This window comes from Marinomonas sp. 63XJN7_9_ISO-PGPR-S23-217 (assembly GCF_056173515.1).
The window spans coordinates 4,678,274-4,703,926 of the sequence record NZ_CM149678.1; the positions used below are offsets into that span (position 1 = coordinate 4,678,274).

Below are 25,653 nucleotides of genomic sequence, written 5' to 3' on the forward strand. Positions count from 1 at the left end.
TTTTTACCCGCAAAATTATCTTTGGCCCAAGCTTTGCTAAGAAAATGTGTGATGGATTGAAAAAGAAAGAAGGGCAACATGAAAGCCCCCAAAAAAGACAATAATAGTCCATGTGCTCTATAATGAAACATCCGTCAGGGTTATGGCGAACAGCACACTTTCGTCTAAAAAGTGATGAAAGCAAGATGAGGAATGCCTATGTTACAACGATACAAGAACGGCCAGATCTCCCCATCAGACTTGATGAAAGACTTAGCCGTTGTTACCAGTCATTTGCGAATTCACAGTTTTCCTTGTGTCTTAGAAAGCTTTTTAAGTGGCTTATGTTATTTTGACGATATTAATCTCATTACTTATAAAAAAACCTTTAAACCCATTCTAATCCACCCAAAGATTACGCCAGAAGAAAGCCCGACGCTCCATGCTTATCTTAACAATTTTTATTTATTAGACCCGCTCTTCAATGCCATACAACAAGGCGTGTCATCTGGCATTCACCGCTTAGCCGATTTAGCACCGGATTCTTTTGAGCAAACTCGTTACTATCAACAGTGTTATCAAGCATTTGATTTAGTCGACGAAATAAACATTCTGATTAACCTTAATCGCTCAACCACATTTGTGATTACCTTAGGTCGCAAAAAAACCGTTGGCTCAATATTACGCAGTGAACTGAATAACCTGAAAATGGTTTTTCCCATGATTGAATCACTGGTTCAACAGTTTTGGCTGGCCCAGTCTCAAAATTATGTGGATAACGTCAGGAGAAACAGTCCTCTTAAGCAAGCACTTAAAACCTTTGCTAAAGGTGTCTTAACAGATAGAGAACAAGAAGTGCTCGGTCTACTATTACAAGGGCACTCTTCAAAGTCTATTGCAGACCAACTTGGTATCAGTGTCGGCACGATTAAGGTACACCGTAAAAACATCCACAGTCGTCTCAACACAAATAATCAGGCCGACATTTTTACCTTGTTTTTACAGCACTTAGAAGGGCTAGAGCCCCTCAGAGCTTAAAAAAAAGAGCAGTATCTTGTTCGTCCACAGTGCCTCATCAATGGATGGAACTCAGTACCAACCATCATGGCGCCTGAACGATGGTTCTGGCGTTCATATAATAACTCAGTGGATCACCCTCCATATCGTCGTGAATACTCATGACCGAATCTAAAAACAGATTAAATAGCTCGCCAGCCGTCGTCACATCCAGTTTAGCGTAAGCATTTTTACGGTGTAATTTGACGGTTTCAACAGAGATATGAAGGCGCTCTGAAATCGCTTTATTGGAGTAACCATGCAGAATCATCCCCACAGTTTGGCTTTCTCTATCGGTTAACAAACTCGTGCCAAAGCCGTCCAAGGCAATTTCTAAACGCTGCCGCAAATTAAACGAAGGGGAGCTATGTATTTCTTTCGTCCAATGCTGCTTTACCAGCCAATCAACCATCGGACAGATATCGTTTAACCGCTTTAAAGTGTCAGCATCAAAGACGTCTTGTTGATTCATTCGGCTTAGCGAAATGTTGATAAACGCATCATCATTGCCCAGCCAAATAAGATAACCACACTCATCATTTAAACCACTGTTTTTGTAATAAGCGTGATAATACTCACTCTTCTTAAACCCCTCTGGGGAAAGCTCAGACAAGGCAAAAAACCCTTGTTTTTGGGCTTTTGTTGCGGCCATGTAATAAGGGTCAAGCAAAAAAGTGCCATTTAAAAACTTATCAATCGAGGTCTGTATAAGACCATTGGGAAGTTCATTGTATTCCACTCGAGGCATGGTTTTTGATGGATAAGCTAAAATAGTGATATTGTCGATATCCACCAGCGCTTTAAACATAGAAACCATTTCGGGCACAAATGCCTCGGTCCCCAAATAGGAAGATAGGCGCACTGAGTGCTGACTAAAAAGGGCTAAAAAAGACATAGTTCCAGTTGCTCTTATTATATGAATACAAAACAATAAGCAAATCCATTGCCAAAACGCCTCCCCCATAGGAGGTATGTTTTCTACCTAACAAGGTCGCTACAATCGGTAAACACGCTACGTGAAGGAAGAGACACCATGAAACACTATAATAAATTCTATATCAATGGTACTTGGGTGCCATCCGACAGCACGTCTATTAAGGAAGTGATTAATCCCTCTACGCAAGAGGTCATTGCGCAAGTCAGTTTGGGGAAAAAAAGCGATGTCGATCAAGCCGTCACCGCCTCGCGCAACGCCTTTGTTTCCTGGTCACAAACGAGCCGTGAAGAACGCTTAGCCGTTTTAGACCGTATTATTGCAGTCTATAAAACTCGCCTCGAAGACATGGCTCAAGCCATTACCGCCGAAATGGGAGCGGCCATTTCCATGAGCCGTTCAGCACAATCTCCCATTGGCATGTTGCATTTTATCACTGCTCGGGATGTATTAGCCGACTTCTCCTTTGAAAATGAACTGAGCGATAGCCACATAGTAAAAGAGCCAATTGGCGTATGTGGCTTTATCACTCCATGGAACTGGCCGATGAACCAGATTGCTTGTAAAGTTGCACCAGCTTTGGCCTGTGGCTGTACTATCGTGCTAAAACCGAGTGAAATGACGCCTCTTTCAGCTCAATTATTTGCGGAAATTCTCCATGAAGCAGGCGTCCCAGCTGGTGTATTTAATATGGTGTATGGGGATGGACCAGAGGTCGGCTCCGCCATTAGCAGCCACCCGGATATTGATATGGTTTCCTTAACGGGTTCAACCCGTGCAGGGGTACAAGTATCTAAAGCCGCGGCAGATAATATCAAACGTGTGTCGCTGGAATTGGGCGGCAAATCTCCCTTTGTGATCCTAGACGATGCCGATTTCGAGGGCGCAGTTCGTTGGGGAGCCAAGCAATGTTTCCGTAACGTTGGGCAATCATGTAACGCCCCAACACGCATGCTAGTACCCGCAGCCCTTCACGATCAGGCAGTACAATTGGTCAAAGAGACCGCCTTGAATACTCGAGTCGGAGATCCATTATCGGAAGACACTGACATCGGCCCCCTATCCAACGCACTGCAATTTGACAAGGTCAATGGCATGATTCAAAACGCCGTTGATGCCGGTAACGAACTGATCGTCGGTGGTACTGGTCGCCCTGACGGTCTAGATAAAGGATATTTTATTCGCCCTACCGCATTTGCTAACGTACGTAACGATTCAACCATTGCCCAAGAAGAGGTCTTCGGTCCAGTACTCTGTATCATTCCTTACCACAGCGAAGAAGAAGCCATCCAAATTGCCAATGATACGCCTTATGGATTGGCCGCTTACATCGAATCGGGCAGTTTGGAACGCGCCCGTTCTGTAGCGAGAAAAATGCGCGCTGGTACCGTCTATCTCAACCGTAATGATTTCGATCCACGCGCACCATTTGGCGGCTACAAACAATCCGGTAATGGACGTGAATGGGGCGAGTTTGGTTTCCACGATTTTCTAGAAATCAAAGGTATTGTCGGTTACCAATAAGCATTTAAGCTCAGTCTTACCACTGGCATCTGTAGTAATCCTAGCACTCACCATACTGGTGAGTGCATTGCCATTCCCTACCTAAAAGGGTAATCCCAACCGATCCCTTTTGTAGATACCATAAGCGACAATGATACCTTAATCGAGTCGTTATCGACTTTCACTTGTTTGCCATTAAAGGGGAGCACTCCTAAGCAAACGAACCTTATTGTCATAGGAGAGCATCCATGAGCAACAAACCTCTAGGGCCCACAACAGAGGCTCTACGCGCTTTAGATCAAGCCCACCACATACACCCCTTTACTGATGTGGGAGCGTATCAAAAAAGTGGTGGCCGAATCGTCACCCGTGGTGAACATATTTATTTTTATGATTCAGAAGGCAGTAAAGTACTTGATGGCATGTCAGGCCTATGGTGCTGTAACCTTGGCTACAGCCAACCAAAAATTGTTGAAGCCATTCATGAGCAGCTGCAAGTGCTGCCTTTCTACAACAACTTCTTCCAATGCTCTAATGACACAGCAGTGAAAATGGCGGAAGCCATGGCACAAGTCACTCCTGACCATTTAAACCATGTGTTTTTCACCAACTCTGGATCAGAAGCAAACGATACCAACATTAAAATCGTCCATCGCTATTATCAGATTCTTGGCAAACCAGAGAAAAAGCACTTTATCGCCCGTAACAATGCCTATCATGGAAGTACCGTTGCCGCTTCTAGCCTATCAGGCATGACCTTCATGCACGATCAGTACACCGGAATTGATTATGTACACCACATCCAACAACCCTACTATTTCGGTGAAGGCGGCGACCTAACGCCAGAAGAATTTGGTCTACAAGCCGCCCGTGAGCTAGAGAAGAAAATCGAAGAACTTGGCGAAGACAAGGTCGCAGCTTTTATCGCTGAGCCTATTCAAGGGGCCGGTGGTGTGATTATCCCACCAGACTCTTACTGGCCAGAAATCCAGCGCATCTGTAACGAACATGACATTTTATTGATCAGTGATGAAGTCATCTGCGGATTTGGCCGTACAGGTAGCTGGTTTGGTTGTCAGACCTATGGTTTTAAGCCGGATCTGATGACGTTTGCCAAAGCCGTCACCAATGGTTTCCAAGCCCTCGGCGGTGTGATGATATCTGACAAAATTGCGGAAGTTCTTGCTCAAGGCAAGGGAGATTTTGCTCATGGCATGACTTATTCGGGCCATCCCGTTGCCTGTGCAGCCGGGCTCGCCACCTTGGATATTCTGCGAAGCCAACATACCATTGAAAACATGGCGAAAGATGTCGGTCCATATTTCGAGCAGCGCTGGAAATCCCTAGAAGCGCACCCTATCGTCGGCGAAGCGCGCGCGAAAAACATGGTCGCCGCCTTAGAGTTAGTCAAACACAAAGGCTCAAAGGAACGTTTAGCCCCCAACGCAGCAGCCACTATCGTTTGCCGAAACCAAGCCATTAAAGAAGGCTTACTAGTACGCGCCGTCGGAGATGCCATAGTGTGCGCGCCACCAATCGTCTGTAGCAAACAAGACGTTGACATCATTATTGAACGGATGTTCCGGGCGCTTGACTACACCGCAAAACAATATGCGCTATAAGAATAAGTGAAGCGAAAAAGGGCGAGCGACAACAACTCGCCCTTATCTTTTCTCTAGTCACTCTTTAGCAGCCACGCTTTAGCCGTCACTCTCCCTAAACTCCCCTCACCTCGAATCATCTAGTTGTGATACTTGTACCGTGTTTAGAAACAGTACAATCTGTCATAAAAACGTAAACTCAATTAACAAGCATAAAAAAAACCGCAATATAGGACGCGATTACTCGTTTAATCATAATGGACTAACCAAAGAACTCTAATGGATGATAACTAAGTGACCATGAAATACATCGTATCTTTTATCAGAACAGGCCTAGCTCTCCTAACCATTCTAGCAGGCATGGCTCAAGCAGCAGAGAGGCTTAACTTACAATCCCCTGCCGCCAGTGCCGACGACCATAGCCTCCTCTTGACTTGGACACCACCGGACAATATTACCGACATTCAGGCTTATCAGATTTTAGAAAACGGTCATGTTATCGGGCCGGCGAAAAGCTACAACATCTACTCCGCTGCTAAGCCGTTTATTGATCACTTTTACAAGAACAACCCAAGCGACTTCACCCAGAAAATCGTTTGGCAAAGCGCTAAAATCAGCGATTTATCCCCTGATACAAGCTATCAATTTCAGGTTCAGGCACTGGATAAAAACGGCAAAATACTTAACACAAGCCAAGTATTAACACTGAAAACCACCCCGCGCCCTACCCAGCGCAACATTACCGCCTTTGGAGCAAAAGGGGATGGCAAAACAGACAACACACACTTCATTCAACAGGCCATTGCCAGTTGCCCAGCACACTGTGAACTCACCATTCCAGCAGGCACCTTTGTCACAGGGGCTATTTACCTAAAAAGCAACATGACTCTTCATCTCGCCAAAGGTGCCAAGTTGCTCGGTTCAAGCCATGCTGATGACTACCCAATCATCAACAAAACCCCTTCAGCCTTAATCAATGTTCTGCAATCCCCTGCTACCGACAGTAAAACATTCACTAATATACGCATTGTCGGCAGCGGCATTATTGATGGAAATGGTTGGAAACAATCAGCCAATCGTTATCAAAACTATTTACAGCACGATCAACCACACTACTTACACGGCAGCAATAAGCTCTATAAGGACTATGGTTTACTGGCCAAATCACAAGTCGAAAACGGTATTCAACACGGCATGTCGGCTCATAAAGCCTATGGCAGCATGCGTTCTAACCTTGTTTACCTAAGAAAAGTAACCAATCTGTATGTTGAAGGTGTCACCCTTCGTAACCCAGCAAACCATGCGATTGTCAGTAGCAGCAATAAAAACGCGACATACAACAGCATTAAAGTGGAAACCTATGATGTCAACAATGGTGATGGCATCGATATCAGCCGAGGCACAAATACCTTGGTGTTGAACAGCTACTTCGATGTGGGAGACGACGCCATTAATTTTGCCGCAGGAGCAGGCGCTAAAGCCGCGTCCGAACAGGGCGTAAACGGGGCTTGGCTCTTTAACAACTTTATCTATCACGCCCATGGTGGCGTTGTCTTAGGCAGTCGAACAGGCTCTGGAATCAAGCATATTGTGGCGGAAAATAATGTCATGGTAAAAACCGATATAGGCCTGCGGGCTAAAAGCAGCGATGCCATCGGTGGTGGCGCCTCCGATGTAATTTTTCGCAATACGGCCCTGTCAGACTTAGCGGATCAAGCCTTTTTACTGACCCTTCAATATGGCGACCCAAACGAAGTCACCCAGTATCAGCCCGCCACTACCCCCGCACAGTTCTCTGACTTTAGCATTAGCCATGTGTCCGTGGACGGCATCGCAGGGAAAAAGCCCTCCATTCAAATCCTCACCGGCTTTACACATTCTTCTTATCATAAAAATATCTATTTCAATGATGTCCATCTGAAGAATGTGATGCCAACGGATATAGAAGATTTGCTAGACAGCCAGTTTAATAACGTCACCTTTTCTCACTTGAAAAAAGGCACAAGCCCTTGGCATTTCCGCCATGTATCCGGCGTTACCGTCGATGGCAAAGAGGTTTCAACAAAGACGCCAGACATTGATTGACGTCTTTATTGATGCTTACAATTTTATTCAAACAGGATAATCGACCTTAACGGACAAAGTTATCACGTATTAACGAAACCACTTCATCTGTGCGACCATTTAAAACTGCTTTAATGCCAAACATGGCCGTCGACATGACCTGAGACGCTTCAATCTTCGGCGGCATCACCAACTCCATTCGGCTGACTCTGACATCCAATAGAGCAGGTTTATCGGTGGCTAACCACTGTTGCATGGCTTCTTCTAACTGATCGGTTTTATCCACTCGGAACCCTTCTAAACCTAGCGTTTGCGCTAGGTTTGAAAAGTCCGGATTTTTCAAACCAGTAAAGGCATCCAACAAGCCTTCAACACGTTGCTCCATTTCCACAAAGCCAAGGGATTCATTGTTAAAAATCAGCAATTTAACGGGAATATTTTCCTGAACCAGTGTTAATAAATCCCCCATTAGCATACTCATTCCCCCATCACCACACATGGCGATCACTTGGCGGTCTGGATAAGCGTTAGCAATCCCCAGCGCTTGCGGATAAGCATTGGCCATGGTGCCGTGGAGCAGACTGGTTAAAAAACGGCGTTTCCCCGTCGCAGTTAAATGGCGTAATAACCACACCATAGGCGAACCACCATCAGCCGTGAAAATGGCGTCGTCTGCTGCCAGTTTATCCAAGGTATGAGCGACGGTTTGTGGATGGATCAATGATTGTCCAGATTCCGCCTCTTGCACGTACTCCGCTTTGTCTTTTTTCCATTGCGTTAACGCTTTGTCTAAATGGGCTTGATCGTTTTTCGGCGTAAGTTTTGGTAACAAAGCTTGGAGAGAATCCGCCACATCCCCCACTAGACCAAGATCGATGGGGCTACGTTTGCCTAAATGTCTGGCATCAATATCAATCTGAACAATCTTAGCTTTCTCTGGATAAAACTGGCTATAAGCGAAATCGGTGCCAAGACAGATTAGCAAGTCACAATCCATGACCGCCTCCATCCCCGCACGGTTGCCTAAAATCCCCGTCATTCCTACTTGATAAGGGTTGTTAGGCTCAATAAATTCTTTCGAGCGTGAACTGTGAACAATGGGTGCTTTTAATAACTCCGCCAGCTCAATCAATTCTTCACGGGCATGCTTTGCGCCAATGCCAGCGTACAAGGTAACCCGCTCTGCCTTGTCAATCATGGTGGCTAATTCAGCGATTTCAGAAGGGTTAGGACGAATGGTTGGTTTAGCGGTATGTACCCGCCAATTGACATCATTAGTCACTTTTTCTTGGAACATATCGCCATTGACGACAATCACCGCTACCCCGTTTTTTGCCAATGCCGCTTGCGCCGCTTGAACCGTAATGCGGCGCGCTTGGTCTGGATGGGAAATGCGTTCACAAAACACAGAGCATTGATCATAAAGGGCTTTTTGATCCACTTCTTGAGGAAAGTTCAGACCCTCTTGCCGACGATCCACCTGAGAAGCAATCAACACCATAGGCGAGCCGTTACGATGGCTTTCGAAAATACCATTAATGAAGTGCAAGCTGCCTGGACCGCATGTTCCTGCGCACAATGCTAACTGCCCCGTCATATAAGCTTCGCCACCAGCGGCCATGGCCCCCACTTCTTCATGGCGTACATGCACCCAATCAATATCAGACCGACTGAGAACGTCAGTAAAGTGGTTAATGGTATCACCAACGATGCCATAACAGCGCTTAGCACCCGCCTCACTTAGGGTATCAACAATGATATCGGAAACAGACTTGCTCATCTCTACTTACTCCTTACGGTCATGATAGATGCTTTTTATAATGGGCTATTCGCATCCAGCCTGCACCCTAAAGTTGATATTATCTACATATCTTCAAATAGGGAAAAAGTAAGAGGCGGTCAACAGACAAGCGAAGCGGTTTTTATGCGAATGTATAGGTATTAGGGCATTTTTTATCTTAAGATACGCTAAGTAACGACGAAAAATATAAAAACAAAGCCTTATGAAGGGTAAATAAAAAGTGATGAATCATGCGAATTTTAGTAGTAGAAGACGATAAAATTCTCGGTGAAGCCATTTGCCAAAGAATGAGTCGAATGGGCCACGGCATCGATCTCGCCACAACCGGTAAAACCGCCCAACAAATGTTGGATTTACAACAATACGACTTATTGTTATTAGACCTCAACTTGCCAGATACAACGGGCAATCACATCCTGGCAAACCTCAGAAAAAAACACGCTCATACCCCCGTCATCATTCTCACGGCTCGTAACCAAGTGGAGGACAGAATTACTCTGCTCGATTTGGGGGCCGACGATTACCTGACTAAGCCCTTTGATTTTGGCGAATTAGAAGCACGTTGCCGAGCCTTACTGCGTCGAAGTCATGGACAAACCCTCAATACCATTGAATATGGCAACGTCTCGCTTGATCTGGACGCCTGTAAAGTCACAGTGAATAGCACGCCTATTGATATCAAACAGCGAGAGTTTCGTTTACTGGAAGTCTTTATGACGCACACGGGTAAAGTACTCAGCAAAGAAGCATTGATCGAACATCTCTACAACTTTGACGATCACCCTAACACCAGCGTTATCGAAATCTACGTCGCCCGTCTTCGTAAATCGCTCCATGATAGCGACTTTAAGATTCGTACTATTAGGGGATTGGGCTACCTACTGGAAAAAAGGCATGATTAAAACTCGATCGTTGCGTCGACAATTATTAGTCATGACCTTCATCGTCTTACTCTTCATCAGTAGCCTCGCGCTCTGGGGAGCACACATTTATGCCAACCGCACCACAAAAATATCCTATGACCGGCTACTTTACGGCGCGGCATTGCAAATGGCGGAGAATATCACCTTAGTTAACGGCAAAGTCATCATCGACTTACCCATATCGGCCTTTGAGACCCTGTCGTTATCCAGCTCCGACCGAGCCTTCTATTCCATTATGAATACTCAGTACCAAGTTTTGACTGGCTACAAAGATTTACCGGATATTCCCTTTCCCCAACTCATCAGAGAGTCGCAACAGAATCAACCGATAAAGCCCCTTTATTATGAATCAAACTACCGTGGTGAGCGGGTGCGTTTTATTATTTTAAGCAAGCGATTGCTGGAGGCGGATAAGAGCAAAACCGTATTTGTGATCGTGGGACAAACCATGGAAGCCCGCGCAAAAGCCGCTAAAGAGTTCAACCAAATCGCCCTGCAGTTTGTTAGTGTCTTTTTCATTATCACCATGCTGTTATTACTGTTTGTGATTTGGCAAGTGCTGCGCCCTCTTCAATCCATCAAGCAAGCGATAACCGAACGCTCTTCTTTAGATCTGTCGGCATTAGATATCCATGTGCCAAGCGAAATTGCGCCACTAGTCGGTAGTATTAATTACTTTATGGCCCAGCTCGATAACACCTTACAACGTTTAGAACGCTTCACGGCCGAGTCCGCCCATCAGATTAGAACGCCGCTTGCCGGGCTCATCTCACAAGCCCAAAATGCCTTAGATGAAAAAGATGCGGCCCTTAGAAAACAACAACTGGAGAACATATTAGAAAGCAGCCAATTGCTGACCCAAACCGTCAATCAATTGTTAAACAGAGCCACCCTAACACACCGCTTTCAAAGTCACCCCTTCTCACTCCTATCTTTGGATGAGTTAATCAAAGACACTTGCCGCGAACTTGTTGTCTGGGCATTAGAAAAACACGTCGAAATTGCTTACGTAGGTGACGCTAAAACCAATATTTTGGGAGATGAATTTGCCCTCAAACAAATGCTGCACAACATCATTGAAAACGCCGTTAAATACAGCCCCGAACATGGCACGGTGGAAGTTGAATTGATGACCCAATCAACAGCACTGTCCAACCAAACAACGCTGCAAATACGGGATCAGGGGGTTGGTGTCTGTGATGAGGATAAACTTCATATCTTCGAGTATTTTTACAGAAGTGCGGATAATGTGGCGGCCGGTTCGGGGATTGGTCTCTCCATTGCCAAAGAGGTAGCAGAGCACCACAAAGCCACCTTTCACCTAAAAGATAATCAACCGACAGGGTTAATTGTTGAGATTGTGTTCCTTTGCGTTGAGGAATCAAAACAATGAAATATTACTTAGCTTTTTTGTTTTGCTGTTTTATCGCCTCTGGGGCTGAATCGCACCCGTCCACTCCCTCGCCTTCCAATACCACCGACACCTATAGCTACCCAAGTTTAGCCAAGCAAACCGTCCTTTTAACGGTTCACGGTGCGCTAGATCACGCCCTAATTGCCCCTCTTTTTAGGGCATTTATAGCGCAACATCCTCATACTCAGATTCAATATACCGAGTTGAATACCAATGCCCTTTACCAGACCTTTTTAGACGCCCCACAGGACCGGCCAGACATTATGATGAGTCCTGCCATGGATTTACAATTTAAGCTGGTCAACGATGGCTTCGCTTTACGCAACGACTCACCGCCGCCTCAGTCTCTACCAATGGATTCACAATGGCGACAGGAACTCTTCGGCTTTACTTATGAGCCCATTGTAATGGTCATCAATACTGACATTCTTACTGGTTCCCCGCTGCCCACCAGCCGCGAACAATTACTCACCTTAATACGGGACAAAGACCATCTTTTAGACGGCAAAATCGGCCTCTTTGATATCAAAAAAGTCGGACTTGGCTATTTGGCTTGGTCATACGATAGCCAGCAATCTCGCACCTATGGGCGCTTATTAGAAGCGTTTGGCAATCATAAAGCGCAACTCTATACCGACACGCACACCATGCTTGAAGCCTTGTTAAAAGGTGACCTATTTATTGCCTACAATCTTGTTGGTTCTTATGCCTTTCAATGGAGCAAAAAATACCCATGGATTGTCACCTTAATGCCCACCGACTACACAAGCATTATCATGCGAACTGCTTTTATCAACCGACAGACAACACACCCCAAAACCGCCAAATCTTTTATCGATTTTTTACTGTCTCATCAGGGGCAAAGCTTACTCGAAGCCTCTGGCATCACACCTTTAGATCGTCATATAACGGGGCAGAATAGTCGTCAGGCCTTACAAAAATTGCCTCATGGTATTTTCCGTCCGATTCCTTTAGGCCTTGAACTGTTGATCCAAACAGACTCCGCTAAAAAGCAGCTCATCTACGATGAATGGGATGAGGCTTTAGGTTCCTCTACGCCACTGTCTCAATAATGACAAGCAAACTGTCAGCCCCATGAAAGGTTCGTGAAAGGTTTCTGTCATACACTGCCCTAAGGAAAATAACAATAATATCGATTCTTGGAGCATCTTATGTCTATGAAAGCATGGTTTAACAAAGCCGTTATCGTTGGTGCGCTTTGCAGCACACTGATCGCCACACCAGCCCTTGCCACAGAACGAATCTCTATTGGTACCGGCGGGACAGGTGGTCTCTTTTACGTCATGGGGGCAGGCATTTCCCAAATCATCAATACATACATGCCTAACGCCACCGCCCGCGCCGAAGTCACAGGCGCATCAATCGAAAACAACTATCGTGTGGCCGCAGGTCAAATGACGCTGGGGTTATCCTCCTCTTCCACCTTATATGAAGCCAAACAGGGCATTGGCCCATTTAAAAAAAGCGGGAAATTGGATGTGGCGGCTATCGCCTACCTTTATCCGGCGGTCTTACAAGTCGCCACCATTCAGGGCACAGGAGTAAAAGATTTTAAAGATCTAAAAGGCAAACGTGTCAGCATGGGACCTCCAGGCAGTAACGCCGCTGTTTTAGCCACGCGCTTATTTAAAGAATATGGTGTGTTTAAAGACATTACACCGCGCTTTTTATCCTATACAGAAGGAGTAAAAGCCTTGATCAATGGCCAAGTAGATGCCGCTGTCGTTTTGGCTGGCGCGCCAACAGCGTCATTGATTGACTTGGACTCACAACGCCACATGACACTCTTGTCAGCCAGTAAAGAAAGTATCGATGCGTTGATCAAGAAATACCCTTTCTACCAAGTTTACTCTTTACCCGCAGGCACCTACCCAGATCAGAAAAAAGCCGTCACCATGATCAATGATCCTGCGGTTCTGTTCACCAGTGGCAAAGCCGATCAAACGAAAATTTATAACATTACCAAAGCCATTTTTGATCACCTCGATATGTTAAGAAAAGTGCATCCATTGGCGAAAAAAATCTCCCTGAAAACCGCCCCCAATACGCCCATTCCACTGCACCCTGGTGCGAAAAAATATTTCGATGAAATGAATAAGCAGTAGGAGAGTCATCATGGCGAAGACCACACTCAAAGACCTACTGTTTAATACTAAGACGGTTGGCAACAAAGAGCGAATGTGTCTGTCCATCCTATTCAGCGTTATCGCCGTGGCGGTCGCCGGATTGGTGCTCTATGGCGCTTACTATGGGGGGATTACGGCATTGCTATTGAGGTCGTTATTCTTCTCTTTGGTCTCCGTCTCTGCAATGCTCTTTTTTGCGTTGAAGTATCAACAAACCTGGCTTCGCCTTGGCTTTTACTTATTCGCTGTGATTGCCCTGATCCCCGGCCCCTATTTATGGCATAACTACATGGACATCATCATGCGTGGTGCCATCGCTATTCCACAGGATACTTGGATATTTATTGGCCTTATCTGTGTTGTCTTTCTGTTTGTCAGAATGGCCGTCGGGTGGGCACTGATTGGTTTAATGGCCCTAGCACTACTCTATGCGTACTATGGCTACTTAATACCGGGAAAATACGGTAACGGCGGGTTCGACATCAGTCGACTCACCTCAACCCTAATGCTTTCTACCGAAGGCATCTATGGCATTCCTATGGGTGTCGCGGTGGAATATATTTTCCTATTCGGTTTATTCGGTGCCATTTTAACCAAAATAGGCACAGGCGAAGTATTTGTTGATTTAGCCCGAGGCTTAACCGGACGCGTCCAAGGTGGGCCTGGGCTATCTGCGGCGTTATCCAGCGCGTTACTTGGCTCCTTAAATGGCAGTGCTGTGGCAAACGTCGTCACCACTGGCACTTTTACCATTCCCTTAATGAAACGGGTAGGTTACAGCGCAAAACTCGCTGGTGCCATTGAAGCCGCCGCGTCGTCTGCTGGACAAATCATGCCTCCCGTCATGGGTGCCGCTGCCTTCTTAATGGCAGAAATCATCGGCATCCCCTATTCAGAAGTGGCACTGGCAGCGCTTATTCCTGCGCTACTTTATGTTTTGGCCTTAATGATCGCTGTCAGACTGGAAGCGGGCCGTTTAAATCTCGAAAGAGATACAGAAGCAGGCTTAAAACTCCTACTGAGAACCCTCAAAAAGAAAAGCTACTTACTATTGCCCCTCGTCGTGCTCGTTGGCCTTATGGTTTCTGGGGAGTCCCCCACACAAGCCGCTGTCATGGGGATTTTAGCGGGCTTTTTCGTCAGCCCTTGGAAAGCTGAAACACGCATCAACATCGTCGATATTATTGCCGCTTGCAAAGAAACATTGATCAATACCCTACCGATTGTCGCGGCGGTGGCATCGGCAGGTGTCATCATTGGGGTGTTAAACTTAACAGGCTTGGGCCTGATGCTGTCTGGGTTGATTATTTCCTTAGGGAATGGACATTTATGGGCTGTGTTGCTTCTCACCGCTGGCGCATCTTTTGTGCTTGGAATGGGCTTGCCAACGTCCGCCGCTTATCTATTATTAGCGGTTCTCGTTGCGCCCGCCATGACACAAATGGGCATGGCACCGTTATCGGCCCATATGTTCATCTTTTACTATGGGTTAGTGTCTGCCATCACACCACCAGTTGCCTTGGCGGCCTATGCCGCTTCCACCATTTCCGGTGCGGATCCTACCGAAACGGCCATTGAGTCCATGCGTTTGGGCTTTGTGAAACTGTTGGTTCCTTTCTTGTTTGTCACTATGCCAGGCATTCTATTGATCGGTTCAACCTCCAGCATCATTGCAGCCATTGTGATCGCTGCATTAGCGACAAGTGCCATGAGCATTGGCTTTTCAGGCTGGTTGAAAAACAACTTGAGTTGGTTCATCCGAGGCCTGTACGTCATAGCAGCCATATTGATCGCATGGCCACAAGCCGCAACAGATTTTTCCCCACACATCATCGGCGCGAGACTGCTGGGGTTAGCGCTGTTTGTTATACTGCTATGTAAAGCGGCAAAAGGGCAAAGCTCGCACCCACATGAGAGCCAACTCGAAAAATCCACCGCTTAGTTTGGCATCTGCCACAAAAAGCCCAACAACAGCTATAAAAAAAGAGGGTGATGATATTGATCATCCACCCTCTTTTTCTCTTTCTAACGCAGCCTTATATTTTGAATATAAGCAGCCGCCCGATTCAGCCACTCTCATAGCAATCGTTCACGAGGCGACAGTGCGGTAATCAATTCATTGGATTCACCATTCATTGCCTGCATCAGCAATGCCGACGTTGTTGGCCCCAACGTGAACCCTTGATGACCATGGCCAAAGTGAAACCACAAACCTTTATGATTTGGTGCTTCACCAACAAGGGGCAACATATCTGGCATGCAGGGTCGTGTACCAATCCATTGCGGTTCTTCTATTTGTTTTCCCACATCCATTAATTGATTGAGAGCTTTGACGCCACGCACTAATTGACTGGTATCCGCAGGAGAATCCATCGGTACTAAGGCCGCCCCCGTGGTGATTCTTAGCCCTTGCTTCATGGGGGCCGCTAACACACCATTTGCGGTATCTAAAAAAGGCCGATTTAAATGGGTAGGCATAGCAAAATGTCCATGGTAACCACGCTTATACACCATTGGAATCTGATAACCAAAACGTTTCAGTAACTCTGGCGACCAAGGTCCCAAGGCAATCACCACCTGCTCCGCCTCACGTTCGCCATCACTTGTCAGCACACTCCAACCATTCGCAGTATGCTGCAAAGTATTGGCGTCCCCCGAGACAAAGTTTCCGCCCCGTTCAACGAATAATTCACAATAGGCTTGAGTTAAGCCGCCAGGCGACGAACAACTCCAACTTTGCGTAAAATGCACCACACCTGCTGGTGCCGCTTTTAACGCGGACTCTTCTTGTTGATAGGCTTTGCCATCCACAATGCGCGATGTCACACCATATTCCTGACGTAAAAATTCGGCTTTTTGGGTCGCCTTTTCAAACTCATCCGATTCACGATAAAACATGGCTAACCCATCGCGTTGGATAAGATCTTCAGAGAGAGAATCGCGAATCAGCTCCTCATGGTCTGCCGTCGAACGAAACGTCAATTGAGAATAAATTTTCGAGATCTGTGCGTGTTTCTGTGGCGCAGAATGACGTAAATAAGACCATAAAGCGGGCGCCATTTTCAGCACGCCATTTAAACGCCAAGTCACATCATTACTGACTTCAAACAGATAATTGAAGAGTTTGGAAAACTCCCTAGGTAACGCGTAAGGCTCTGCTGCTTCTACTTGAATAATGCCCGCATTGCCATAACTGGTTTCCAACCCAGCACCTGTTCGGTCCACCAGCGTGACAGTATGTCCTTGAGCCTGAAGAGCCAAAGCGCTACTCACACCAACCATACCCGCACCCAAAACAAGAAATTCCGCCATATTCCTACCTCGACATCCTTTCAGTGAAAAAGCCTTTATCTTATTCACTATAGCAATATAAGTCGCCATTAGTATAAATTAGCTGTCACAATGATGTATCAGCGCATATTTTCACCATAGGAGACCCCATTATGAGCCTACAGCCCTTCCACCTTGCTATCCCCGTCTATGACGTGCCGCTGGCACGGGCTTTTTATCGCGATGTCTTTGGACTGGAAGAAGGCCGTTCTGCACCAGAATGGGTAGATTTCAACTTTTTCGGCCATCAGCTCGTCATTCATCATCACCCCAAAATGCCCTATCAAGAACACGCAGGCACCAACGCAGTAGACGGACACAATGTGCCTGTTCCACATTTTGGTGTGGTATTAACATGGGAGCAATGGGAAGCGTTGGCAGAACGCCTAACCGCTGAAAAAACCGACTTTATCATCGAACCTTATATTCGCTTTAAAGGCCAAGTGGGCGAACAAGCCACCATGTTCTTCCTCGACCCATGCGGTAATGCCTTGGAATTTAAAGCCTTTAAAGACATGGAGCAGCTGTTCGCGAAATAACAAAGCCGATCCCAAGGAAGGCGGAATAGAGAAAGCGTTATATTGTTTCCGTCTTCAACGATCTGAGTCGCTATGGTCTTGATAAGTAAAGATGGTCTGTCGAAAGATCATCAAGGCGTTTTACGCCCATCAAATTAAGACAACGAACAAGCTCTTCCTCTAAAATGTCCAGCACTCGAGTCACACCCACTTGTCCACCCGACGCGACACCAAATAAAGTAGCTCGTCCTAACAACACCCCATCGGCACCAAGTGCGACCGCTTTCACGATATCGCTAGCACGGCGCACACCACTGTCGAGCAATATACTTATTTGCCCCCTTACCTTAGGCGCTATCTGCTGTAAGGCTTGAATAGACGACAGCGCGCCATCGAGTTGACGACCACCGTGGTTGGAAACAACAATTCCATCCAACCCTAGATGGACCGCCTTAATCGCATCGTCTGGATGCAAAACCCCTTTTAGGATCATGTTCCCCGACCATTGATCGCGGATTTGTGCCACTCTTTCCCAGTCCAACAAAGGGTCTAGCTGCTCAGAAATAAATTTCATCGCCCCAAGCGCACTCTTTTCATCTTCAGGCAAATAAGGCGACAGGTTACCCATAGTTGGTAAACCATTAGGCCACATAACTTGGCGTATCCAATGGGGATGCAACAACACATTCAACTTATTCGCCAAAGTGAGCTGACGAGGCCTCACAAAGTTTCGCCTGTCCCATTCTCGATTGCCGACAATAAGCGCATCCGATGTAATCACTAGCGTGCTGGCTTCAACCGCTTTCGCTCTGGTTAATAAGTCTTGGCTAGCTCGCAGGTCTTTCAGCGCATACAGTTGAAACCAAAAATCAACATCCGGCACCGCTTCACGTACTTGCTCCATGGAACAATTTGAAACAGTACTCAAACAAAAAGGAATTTGCTTAGCGCTGGCCGCTTTCGCTAGCGCAATATCGGCCTGAGGCCACAACATTCCATTGTAACCGCTTGGCCCGATCATCATAGGCAGAGCACTTTTCGAACCAATCAACCTCGCATCAATCACGGGTCGGTGATTCGGTACCAAGGTGTGAGAAGCCAAGCGGATATCCGAAAAATCAGACTGGTTACGTGACAATGTCTGCTCATTTTCCGCGCCACCTGCCAAGTACTCCCAAGCAAAGTTTGGTAAGCGGCGCTGTGCCAGCGCCGCCATTTCAGCGACGCTCTGTATTCTAGAAAGATCAGAACCTCGATAAAATGTCCGCATAGCGATTCCTAATAGAGTGACACATAGACAAATTCCCTCTCTCGATGACGTTATATGAGAACCACTTTTGAAGGGTTTAAAATATTAAGAGGGTCTAACGCTTTTTTGACGGTCGCCATCATGTCTAATGCTTGAGGTGAAACAGAATGATGAAGATAATCTCGCTTTAACGTTCCTACGCCATGCTCAGCAGAAATAGAGCCCTTAAACTCTTCCACACATTGATAGACGATTTTATCGACTTCTTCTTCGGTAATATTCACATCCGAGTTCGCATCAACCGCCAAATGCAAATTACTGTCACCAATATGTCCAAAGTTAACAACTAGCGCATTTGGCCAACGCTCTAGCAAAGAAAGACGACACGTCTGTACAAATTCATTAATGCTACCGATGGGTAAACTGATATCAAAATTAATAGGGGAAAGTTTGACTGGAAACTCAGACGTCGCTTCGCGGATTATCCATAATTGTTCTCTTTCTCTCAACGACGACGCTATCACAGCGTTCTGTATAAGCTCTTCTTCAAACGCTTTTTCCAAACTTTGATGAAAAACCTCTTCGCTCACGCCTTTCGATTCTATCAGCACATAAAACGCATACTCATTTTCGATTGGCGGATTATCTGGACACGACCAGCTGCAACTCATGGTATAAAAATCCTGCCACATCATTTCAAAGGCGTGAATATTCTGATTCAACTCTTTTTGCATAAGATGTAACAGTGCAACACCGTCTTCATAGCGAGCAAACGCACAAAGCGCTGTTTGAGCATCCCCCGGTATTGGGGTTAACTTTAAGGTCGCTTTTGTGATGATTCCTAGAGTGCCTTCACTGCCAATAAACAACTGCTTTAAATCATACCCTGCGTTATTCTTAAGCATCTTATTTTGCAAATTCAGTATCTCGCCACTCGCGGTTACGACTTCCAGTCCTAAGACCAAATTCCGCATCATGCCAAAACGAATCACATTATTTCCACCTGCGTTTGTGGCAATAGTACCACCAATTTGACAACTTCCTCTGGAGCCTAAATCCAAAGGAAAATAACGTTCCGCTGCTATCGCTTTTTCCTGAACCGTTTGCAATGTTGTGCCAGCTAACACAGTCACTGTGTTAGCTTGTATATCTATCTCTTCAATACCATTCAGCTTTTCTAAACTCATACAGACATCCGCTTTAGAAGGACAAGCGGCTCCAGTCAACCCCGTTCGCCCCCCTTGAGGCACGACAGACTGCTTATATTTGGCACATATTTTTATAATGTCCGACACCTGTTGAACATTCTCCGGCAACAAAAGTGCCATGGGCAGTACAGGCGGGCAACTGCTCCAATCTTTTTGATAACTCAAATCAATGGCGTCATCTTGCCGAATTTGCTCTGGCTTAAGCCGTTCTTGCAGTTCCTTCAAACATTCAGAGTTCATGGTATGCTCCATTATGTATTATTCTTTTAAAATCAAATTCACTGGTTAACATGAGACAACGCGGTACGCCCCAACAAAGAAGCTAAACTCGTAATAAACAGTTGGTTATCTTCAGCCTTTCCGATAGAAACTCGTACAAAGTATTCATAACCGGGTTCCATCCATGGTTTCACAATCACGCCAAACTTCAACAGCTCATCAGCAAGATCTGTTGCTAACCACGACGTCGAAAAAAAGAGAAAATTCCCTTTTGATTCATAGGGAGACACGCCTAAACGCTTTAAATCTTGTTGCATTTTTTTGCGGGCAATATGATTCCAGTGGATCGTTTTTCCCAAGTGATCATCATCATCTAACGCCGCTATAGCGGCCACCTGAGCTTGGCGGTTCACATTAAAAGGCGTTCTGACCTTATTCATATATTCAGCCAAGGTCACAGGATAAAAAACCCCATAGCCTATTCGCAGGCCAGCAAGGGAATAAGCTTTAGACAAGGTTCTAAGTAACACAAATGGCTTCCCCGACGCTTTCAAAAGTGCGAGTACATCAGGATAGTCCAATTCGCCTTGTGCGTATTCATAATAAGCCTCATCAAAAACCAACAACGTCTGCTCAGAGACATTCGCTAATATATCATTCACATCGTCTTGACTTAAACTGCAACCAACGGGATTACTTGGACTGGCGATAAAAAACAGCTTTGGTTTTTCACGACGCAACAAAGAAGTGATTCTTTCGATATCAAACTCCAACTGCGCCGTCATTGGAGCAATAACCATCTTTGCTCCACACGCAGTCGGATAGAGAATATGCAATCCAAATGAAGGGACAATGGTCATTACTTTGTCACCCTCATTGATCAACGCGCGGGAGATGATACTGATTAGATCTTCTGAACCATTACCGAAGACCAAGGACTCTTCGGCAACCGTTAATTTGTCGGCTATTTTTTTCCTTAACAGGCTACAATTTGCATCAGGATAATGGGACAAATCCCCCGCTCGACTTAAAGCCTTCATGACGGAACTTGATGTTGGGAAAGGGTTTTCATTACTCCCTAATTTAGCGACTCGATCAACCTGAAAACGAGCCTTTAACCCTTCAATAGACAATCCTGCGTTATATTTCCCAAGCTTAGCAACATACCTATTAACCAGATGATCTATCGATAAATATTCTTTTTCCGTCACAATTTCCACCTTTAAAACAAGCAGTTAGATAAATGACTAAAAACCATATCAGATGTATATACATGTATATGTGGGTGACAGTATATACACTATTTTTTTCTTCTGTCGACTGCTCTTTATAAAAAAATTCATATTTAAAATTCAATAAAAGTCTGAAGTACTAGAAAATCGACATTAAATAGGCTTAAACAAAGTTGCACCAAATTGGTTCAAAACAATCATTTTTTGGGCATTTGAAGTGCTTTTACATTCATTTATTACGGTTTGTTGCCACTTCGCTATACGTGATAAGCAGAAAATAAAATAAAACAGAATTAGGACTTGTTTGTTAAAAAAACGATGTGTTATATGTATATACAAGCTAGATTGTTTTTTTTATCTATGCTTAAGAGTTATCTTCAATGCACACTTTTAATTAATTCATTATTAGTAACAGCAAATCACTATGGAGATCTTAGGCAATGCAAAAAAGTCTTATCGCAAATTCGTTAAAAATCGCATTATTTAGCCTTGCAGCAGCCATCACAAGCGCTGCTGTACAGGCGGATGTGCTCTCAGATGTAAAAGCAAAAGGTGAGTTAGTCATTGGGACTGAGTTTCAATTTGCCCCTTTCGACTTTCTACAAAATGGCAAGCATGAAGGGCTTAATAAAGATTTCTTTACCGAAGTGGGTAAAGCATTAGGTGTTAAAGTAAAATATATCGATCTTCCTTGGCCGAGCGTTTTACCGGGGTTAGATGCCAAGAAATTTGACATGGTCGGCGGCCCAGTCACCATAACAAAAGCCCGTATGATGCGTTATAACTTTACGCTGCCGATTGCCGATGCGTCTGTTGCTCTGCTAAAAAAAGCGGGTAATAAAGACATTTCCTCTCCCGAGGACATCGCCGGAAAACCAGTAGGGGCAGGCAAAGGCTCTTCCCAAGCAACCCAACTAGAAAACTTCTCTAAAACCCTCAAAAAGCCCGTTCAAGTAAAATTGTACATCGACAATAATCAAGCGTATTCAGAGATTATGACAGGACGAGTGGTTGCTGTAGCAAACTCTCTACCCAATATCGCCTACATGGCTCGTCATCATAAAAACTTTGCCGTCGTCATGCCTCCATTCGGTAAGAAAACTTACTACGCTTACGTGACTCGCAAAGGCGCTGATTCAGCCAGCCTCTTGAAAGCAATCAATGGGGTGATAATCAAAATGGAAAACGATGGACGCATGAGAGCCCTTCAGGAGAAGTGGTTTGGTGTTCCCATGAAACTTCCTCAAAAACCAGTTGATCCACAAATATAACCCGTCGGGGAGCAGGTAAATGTTAGATTTTTCTACGCTCCCCGCAGCTCTGCCTATTTTATGGAGTGGCGTCAAAATGACGCTGTTTCTTTCTACAATGGCAGTGGTGCTGGGGTTAATCGTTGGCACACTCATGTGTTCCGCTCGGCTATCAAAAAACTATCCATTACAACTTTTTGCGCGGTTTTATATCACCCTATTTAGAGGCGTTCCGCTTCTCGTACAATTGATGATTTCTTATTACTGCCTGCCACTTATTGGTATTAATATTCCCGCTCTCGTTGCAGCCACAGGATGCATCGGTCTATGTGCAGGTGCGTATATGGCGGAAATTCTAAGAGGCGGTTTTCAAAGTCTCCCCCCTGGACAAAAAGAATCAGCTCTTATGGTCGGACTGAGTAATAGTCATATTCTCTTTTTCATTGAGCTACCGCAGGTCATCAAACTCACTATTCCAGGGTTAATAAACGAAACCATTCTACTGGTAAAAGCCTCTTCTTTAATCTCAGCTGTGGGCATCGCTGAGCTCACGCGCACCGCACAAAATTTGGCCGCCAGTAACTTCCAGCCATTTCAGTTTTATCTAACGGCGGCGGCCATTTATTTTGTTTTAAACAGTGCCATATCAGTGTTTGGATTCTGGCTGGAAAAAAGATCAAACAGCAGGGTTATCGTATGATGGCATTTGACGTTAAAGTAATAATCGATCATCTACCTGAAATTTTAGATGGTTTTGTTACCACCGTATGGTGCACCGTTTGGGCGTGTGCGTTAGGTATGGTGCTAGGACTCATTGTTGCTTGCGGCTTGATGTCAAAAGCCAGAATTTTCCGTTACCCAATACGTTTCTATGTAGAAGTAATACGCAGCACGCCTTTTCTTATTCAGTTATTTTTACTTTATTACGGTGGCCCTTCAATTGGAATTTATCTTGATCCCATTCAGGCAGGCATTATTGGGTTAGCTATTTATGGCAGCGCCTACTACGCAGAACTATTCCGAGCAGGGTTTAATGCCATTCCCGAAGGACAACTGGAAGTCGCCAATATAATGGGATTCTCTACAACCAACATTCTGTGGCGGATTCAAATACCACAGATGATGGTTTTGATCGTACCAGGATTGGTCAACACCACAATCATTCTTGGTAAAGAAACGGCGGTTCTTTCCATCGTTACAGTACCTGAACTTACTTTTGTGCTGACAGGTATTGGCTCACAAACCTACGCTTATGCAGAAACCCTTACCGTTTTGGCTCTCGCTTATCTAATTTTAGCAGAATCCACCTCTAGACTTGGTAGCTGGGCTGAAAAACGTTTAAGCAAATATATGGAACGGTAATTATGAACAAATCTTCCGCAAACGAGCCTATTGTTCAGGTTCAAAATATGAATAAAAGCTTTGGGGAAAACCAAGTATTAAAAAACATTAATTTAAATGTCCATCCTTCAGAAGTCATGTGTTTAATTGGCCCATCAGGTTCGGGTAAAAGCACCCTGCTACGCTGTATTGCATTTTTAGAACAGTACACGGGTGGCACAGTACTCATCGAAGGAGACCTCATTGGTTACAACGACAATGCCGACCAAAGAAAGCTCGCCTCTACCAAGGAGCTAAACCGAGTAAGACGTAATATGGGAATGGTGTTCCAGCAATTTAATCTTTGGCCACATATGACAGCATTAGGCAATGTGACAGAAGCACTTGTGCGGGTCAAAAAACTCAATCGCAAACTCGCAAACGAAAAGGGGCTCGCCTTATTAAATAAAGTTGGCTTATCTGAACGTGCCAACCATTATCCAGCCCAACTGTCAGGTGGACAACAACAGCGTGTAGCGATTGCTCGGGCATTAGCAATGGAACCTTCCGTTTTGCTATTCGATGAACCAACCTCTGCCCTTGATCCAGAACTGGTTGGGGAGGTCCTTCAGGTAATGAAAGATCTCGCCAATGATGGCATGACCATGATTGTGGTCACGCACGAAATGGGGTTTGCCGCGCAAGTAGCCGATACGGTGGTATTCTTAGATCAAGGTGAGATTTTGCTAAAAGGATCACCGAAAGATGTATTTCAAGGCCCAAAACCTCCTCGATTACAGCAATTTCTACAAAACTATATGGATAGAAATGCCTTCTGGGAATAAGAGCCAAATACTCAGCGAATAAAAATCACAAAGCACATTGAACAGGTGGCCCATATGGCGTATTCACTACCTATCATAGATTTAGAAATAAACGCTCTGCACGATGAAAGTTGGGGACACCGCGTTGGTGATGCACTCAAAAAAGCCTTTACTGAAGACGGTTTCTTATACCTTGTTAATCATGGTATTAGCGAGTCTACCTTTGAAGAGGTACGTCGCGTATCGCTGGATTTTTTTACCTCTCCAGCGGAATTAAAGCAGTCCGTTGCCACCAGCAAAATCCATCGGGGTTACCATGCTCTAGGTGGTGCCCTCATGGAGGGGGCAGCCAAACCAGATCAAAAAGAGTTTTTCCAATTAGGCTTAGATCTTCCAGATAGTGACATCGATGTGCTAGCAGGCAAACCATTAAGGGGGGCGAATCAATGGCCAGCAGGAAAAGAGGAATTTCGCTCGGTTATGGAAGCCTATTTTAAAGCCATCGCACAGGTTGGCGAGATTTTATTACGAGCAGTAGCTTGGAGTTTAGGCATTAAACCAAGCTTTTTTGCCGAAAAATACACTAAGCCATTACAGAGAACACAAGCCATTTACTACCCAGCCAACAACTTTGACTCATCCGAAGAGGCATTTGGTGTCGCTCCTCATTCAGACTATGGTTGCATCACCCTGTTATACCAAGATGATGTGGGTGGATTACAAGTACTCAACAGAAAAAATGAGTGGATAGACGCGTCACCTATACCAGGTTCACTGGTCGTCAATGTTGGCGACTTGTTAGAACGTTGGAGTAATGGTCGTTTTGTCTCCACAAAACACGCTGTCAAAAACCTAAGTGGTAAAGAACGAATTTCTGTCGCGACCTTTTACGACCCATCCTACAACGCGAACGTCTCTCCCATTGACTTAGGTATTCCCCCAGAAGATTCAAAGTTTGAACCTATTTTGGCTGGAGACCATATCCAAGGGCGCATTAACCGTTCTTTCGGTTATACAAAACAATAAGCGAAGCTTCGCTGGGCAAACAAAAAGGGCTGCGATCGCTCACAGCCCCATCATC

General features: G+C 45.3%; 21 protein-coding genes. 15 read left to right on the forward strand and 6 right to left on the reverse strand.

Translation table 11 applies throughout. The features are described from left to right. Nucleotides 1-198 precede the first annotated feature (198 nt). Entirely contained in the window at nucleotides 199-1,017 is an 819-nt protein-coding gene (locus tag AC0VYI_RS21775; protein ID WP_199478588.1) for a helix-turn-helix transcriptional regulator, read from the forward strand. 64 nt (nucleotides 1,018-1,081) lie between these two features. On the opposite strand, the gene AC0VYI_RS21780 is transcribed toward AC0VYI_RS21775, so the two are convergent. Next, entirely contained in the window at nucleotides 1,082-1,930 is an 849-nt protein-coding gene (locus AC0VYI_RS21780; RefSeq protein WP_199478587.1) for a response regulator transcription factor, read from the reverse strand. 138 nt (nucleotides 1,931-2,068) lie between these two features. Here AC0VYI_RS21780 and AC0VYI_RS21785 point away from each other — a divergent pair, with 138 nt between their 5' ends. The 3 genes from AC0VYI_RS21785 (at nucleotide 2,069) to AC0VYI_RS21795 (ending at nucleotide 7,158) form a co-directional block, all read left to right on the forward strand. Next, entirely contained in the window at nucleotides 2,069-3,493 is a 1,425-nt protein-coding gene (locus tag AC0VYI_RS21785; protein WP_475445544.1) for an aldehyde dehydrogenase family protein, read from the forward strand. 227 nt (nucleotides 3,494-3,720) lie between these two features. Next, nucleotides 3,721-5,094, forward strand: coding sequence for an aminotransferase (locus tag AC0VYI_RS21790; protein WP_475445546.1), 1,374 nt, complete (start codon nucleotides 3,721-3,723; stop codon nucleotides 5,092-5,094). 279 nt (nucleotides 5,095-5,373) lie between these two features. Beyond that, on the forward strand, nucleotides 5,374-7,158 hold the full coding sequence (locus tag AC0VYI_RS21795; protein ID WP_475445548.1) for a glycosyl hydrolase family 28 protein: 1,785 nt from the start codon (nucleotides 5,374-5,376) through the stop codon (nucleotides 7,156-7,158). 46 nt (nucleotides 7,159-7,204) lie between these two features. Here AC0VYI_RS21795 and AC0VYI_RS21800 read toward each other — a convergent pair whose 3' ends face one another. Then, nucleotides 7,205-8,917 carry a thiamine pyrophosphate-dependent enzyme gene (locus tag AC0VYI_RS21800; protein ID WP_475445550.1) on the reverse strand — a complete coding sequence of 571 codons (1,713 nt, stop codon included), beginning with the start codon at nucleotides 8,915-8,917 and terminating at the stop codon, nucleotides 7,205-7,207. Nucleotides 8,918-9,168: 251 nt separating this feature from the next. Here AC0VYI_RS21800 and AC0VYI_RS21805 point away from each other — a divergent pair, with 251 nt between their 5' ends. The 5 genes from AC0VYI_RS21805 (at nucleotide 9,169) to AC0VYI_RS21825 (ending at nucleotide 15,364) form a co-directional block, all read left to right on the forward strand. Then, nucleotides 9,169-9,840: a response regulator gene (locus AC0VYI_RS21805; RefSeq protein WP_475445552.1), complete on the forward strand. Its 672-nt coding sequence runs from the start codon at nucleotides 9,169-9,171 to the stop codon at nucleotides 9,838-9,840. Beyond that, nucleotides 9,833-11,254 carry a sensor histidine kinase gene (locus tag AC0VYI_RS21810; protein WP_475445554.1) on the forward strand — a complete coding sequence of 474 codons (1,422 nt, stop codon included), beginning with the start codon at nucleotides 9,833-9,835 and terminating at the stop codon, nucleotides 11,252-11,254. Before AC0VYI_RS21805 ends, AC0VYI_RS21810 begins: the two co-directional genes overlap by 8 nt. Next, nucleotides 11,251-12,348, forward strand: coding sequence for an ABC transporter substrate-binding protein (locus tag AC0VYI_RS21815; protein ID WP_475445555.1), 1,098 nt, complete (start codon nucleotides 11,251-11,253; stop codon nucleotides 12,346-12,348). Before AC0VYI_RS21810 ends, AC0VYI_RS21815 begins: the two co-directional genes overlap by 4 nt. 99 nt (nucleotides 12,349-12,447) lie before the next feature. Beyond that, complete coding sequence (locus tag AC0VYI_RS21820) at nucleotides 12,448-13,401, forward strand: TAXI family TRAP transporter solute-binding subunit (RefSeq protein WP_475445557.1); 954 nt, start codon at nucleotides 12,448-12,450, stop codon at nucleotides 13,399-13,401. A 10-nt stretch (nucleotides 13,402-13,411) separates the two neighbouring features. After that, a complete protein-coding gene (locus tag AC0VYI_RS21825; protein ID WP_475445559.1) occupies nucleotides 13,412-15,364 on the forward strand; it encodes a TRAP transporter permease in 1,953 nt (650 codons plus the stop codon). A 134-nt stretch (nucleotides 15,365-15,498) separates the two neighbouring features. Here AC0VYI_RS21825 and AC0VYI_RS21830 read toward each other — a convergent pair whose 3' ends face one another. Then, nucleotides 15,499-16,734, reverse strand: coding sequence for an NAD(P)/FAD-dependent oxidoreductase (locus AC0VYI_RS21830; RefSeq protein WP_475445561.1), 1,236 nt, complete (start codon nucleotides 16,732-16,734; stop codon nucleotides 15,499-15,501). Between the two features lie 131 nt (nucleotides 16,735-16,865). On the opposite strand from AC0VYI_RS21830, the gene AC0VYI_RS21835 reads away from it, so the two are divergent. Continuing rightward, nucleotides 16,866-17,291 (forward strand): VOC family protein, encoded by a 426-nt coding sequence (locus tag AC0VYI_RS21835; RefSeq protein WP_475445563.1) that lies wholly within the window; start codon nucleotides 16,866-16,868, stop codon nucleotides 17,289-17,291. A 70-nt stretch (nucleotides 17,292-17,361) separates the two neighbouring features. On the opposite strand, the gene AC0VYI_RS21840 is transcribed toward AC0VYI_RS21835, so the two are convergent. From AC0VYI_RS21840 to hisC, 3 genes are read right to left on the reverse strand one after another with little or no spacing between them, the layout of a single operon-like run. Continuing rightward, nucleotides 17,362-18,540 (reverse strand): alpha-hydroxy acid oxidase, encoded by a 1,179-nt coding sequence (locus tag AC0VYI_RS21840; protein WP_475445565.1) that lies wholly within the window; start codon nucleotides 18,538-18,540, stop codon nucleotides 17,362-17,364. A gap of 50 nt (nucleotides 18,541-18,590) precedes the next feature. Then, a complete protein-coding gene (locus AC0VYI_RS21845) occupies nucleotides 18,591-19,967 on the reverse strand; it encodes an FAD-binding oxidoreductase (protein ID WP_475445566.1) in 1,377 nt (458 codons plus the stop codon). 38 nt (nucleotides 19,968-20,005) lie between these two features. Continuing rightward, nucleotides 20,006-21,157, reverse strand: a complete 1,152-nt coding sequence (hisC, locus tag AC0VYI_RS21850; RefSeq protein WP_475445568.1) for a histidinol-phosphate transaminase — start codon at nucleotides 21,155-21,157, stop codon at nucleotides 20,006-20,008. 461 nt (nucleotides 21,158-21,618) lie between these two features. On the opposite strand from hisC, the gene AC0VYI_RS21855 reads away from it, so the two are divergent. Genes AC0VYI_RS21855 through AC0VYI_RS21875 form a run of 5 tightly spaced genes read left to right on the forward strand, consistent with a single transcriptional unit; the run spans nucleotide 21,619 to nucleotide 25,598 of the window. After that, entirely contained in the window at nucleotides 21,619-22,449 is an 831-nt protein-coding gene (locus AC0VYI_RS21855; RefSeq protein ID WP_475445570.1) for a transporter substrate-binding domain-containing protein, read from the forward strand. Between the two features lie 19 nt (nucleotides 22,450-22,468). Beyond that, on the forward strand, nucleotides 22,469-23,128 hold the full coding sequence (locus AC0VYI_RS21860; RefSeq protein ID WP_475445572.1) for an amino acid ABC transporter permease: 660 nt from the start codon (nucleotides 22,469-22,471) through the stop codon (nucleotides 23,126-23,128). Continuing rightward, nucleotides 23,125-23,790, forward strand: coding sequence for an amino acid ABC transporter permease (locus AC0VYI_RS21865; RefSeq protein ID WP_475445574.1), 666 nt, complete (start codon nucleotides 23,125-23,127; stop codon nucleotides 23,788-23,790). The genes AC0VYI_RS21860 and AC0VYI_RS21865 overlap by 4 nt, the downstream gene beginning before the upstream one ends. A 2-nt stretch (nucleotides 23,791-23,792) precedes the next feature. Continuing rightward, on the forward strand, nucleotides 23,793-24,593 hold the full coding sequence (locus AC0VYI_RS21870; protein ID WP_475429681.1) for an amino acid ABC transporter ATP-binding protein: 801 nt from the start codon (nucleotides 23,793-23,795) through the stop codon (nucleotides 24,591-24,593). Between the two features lie 54 nt (nucleotides 24,594-24,647). Next, complete coding sequence (locus tag AC0VYI_RS21875; RefSeq protein WP_475445576.1) at nucleotides 24,648-25,598, forward strand: isopenicillin N synthase family dioxygenase; 951 nt, start codon at nucleotides 24,648-24,650, stop codon at nucleotides 25,596-25,598. Nucleotides 25,599-25,653 lie beyond the last annotated feature (55 nt).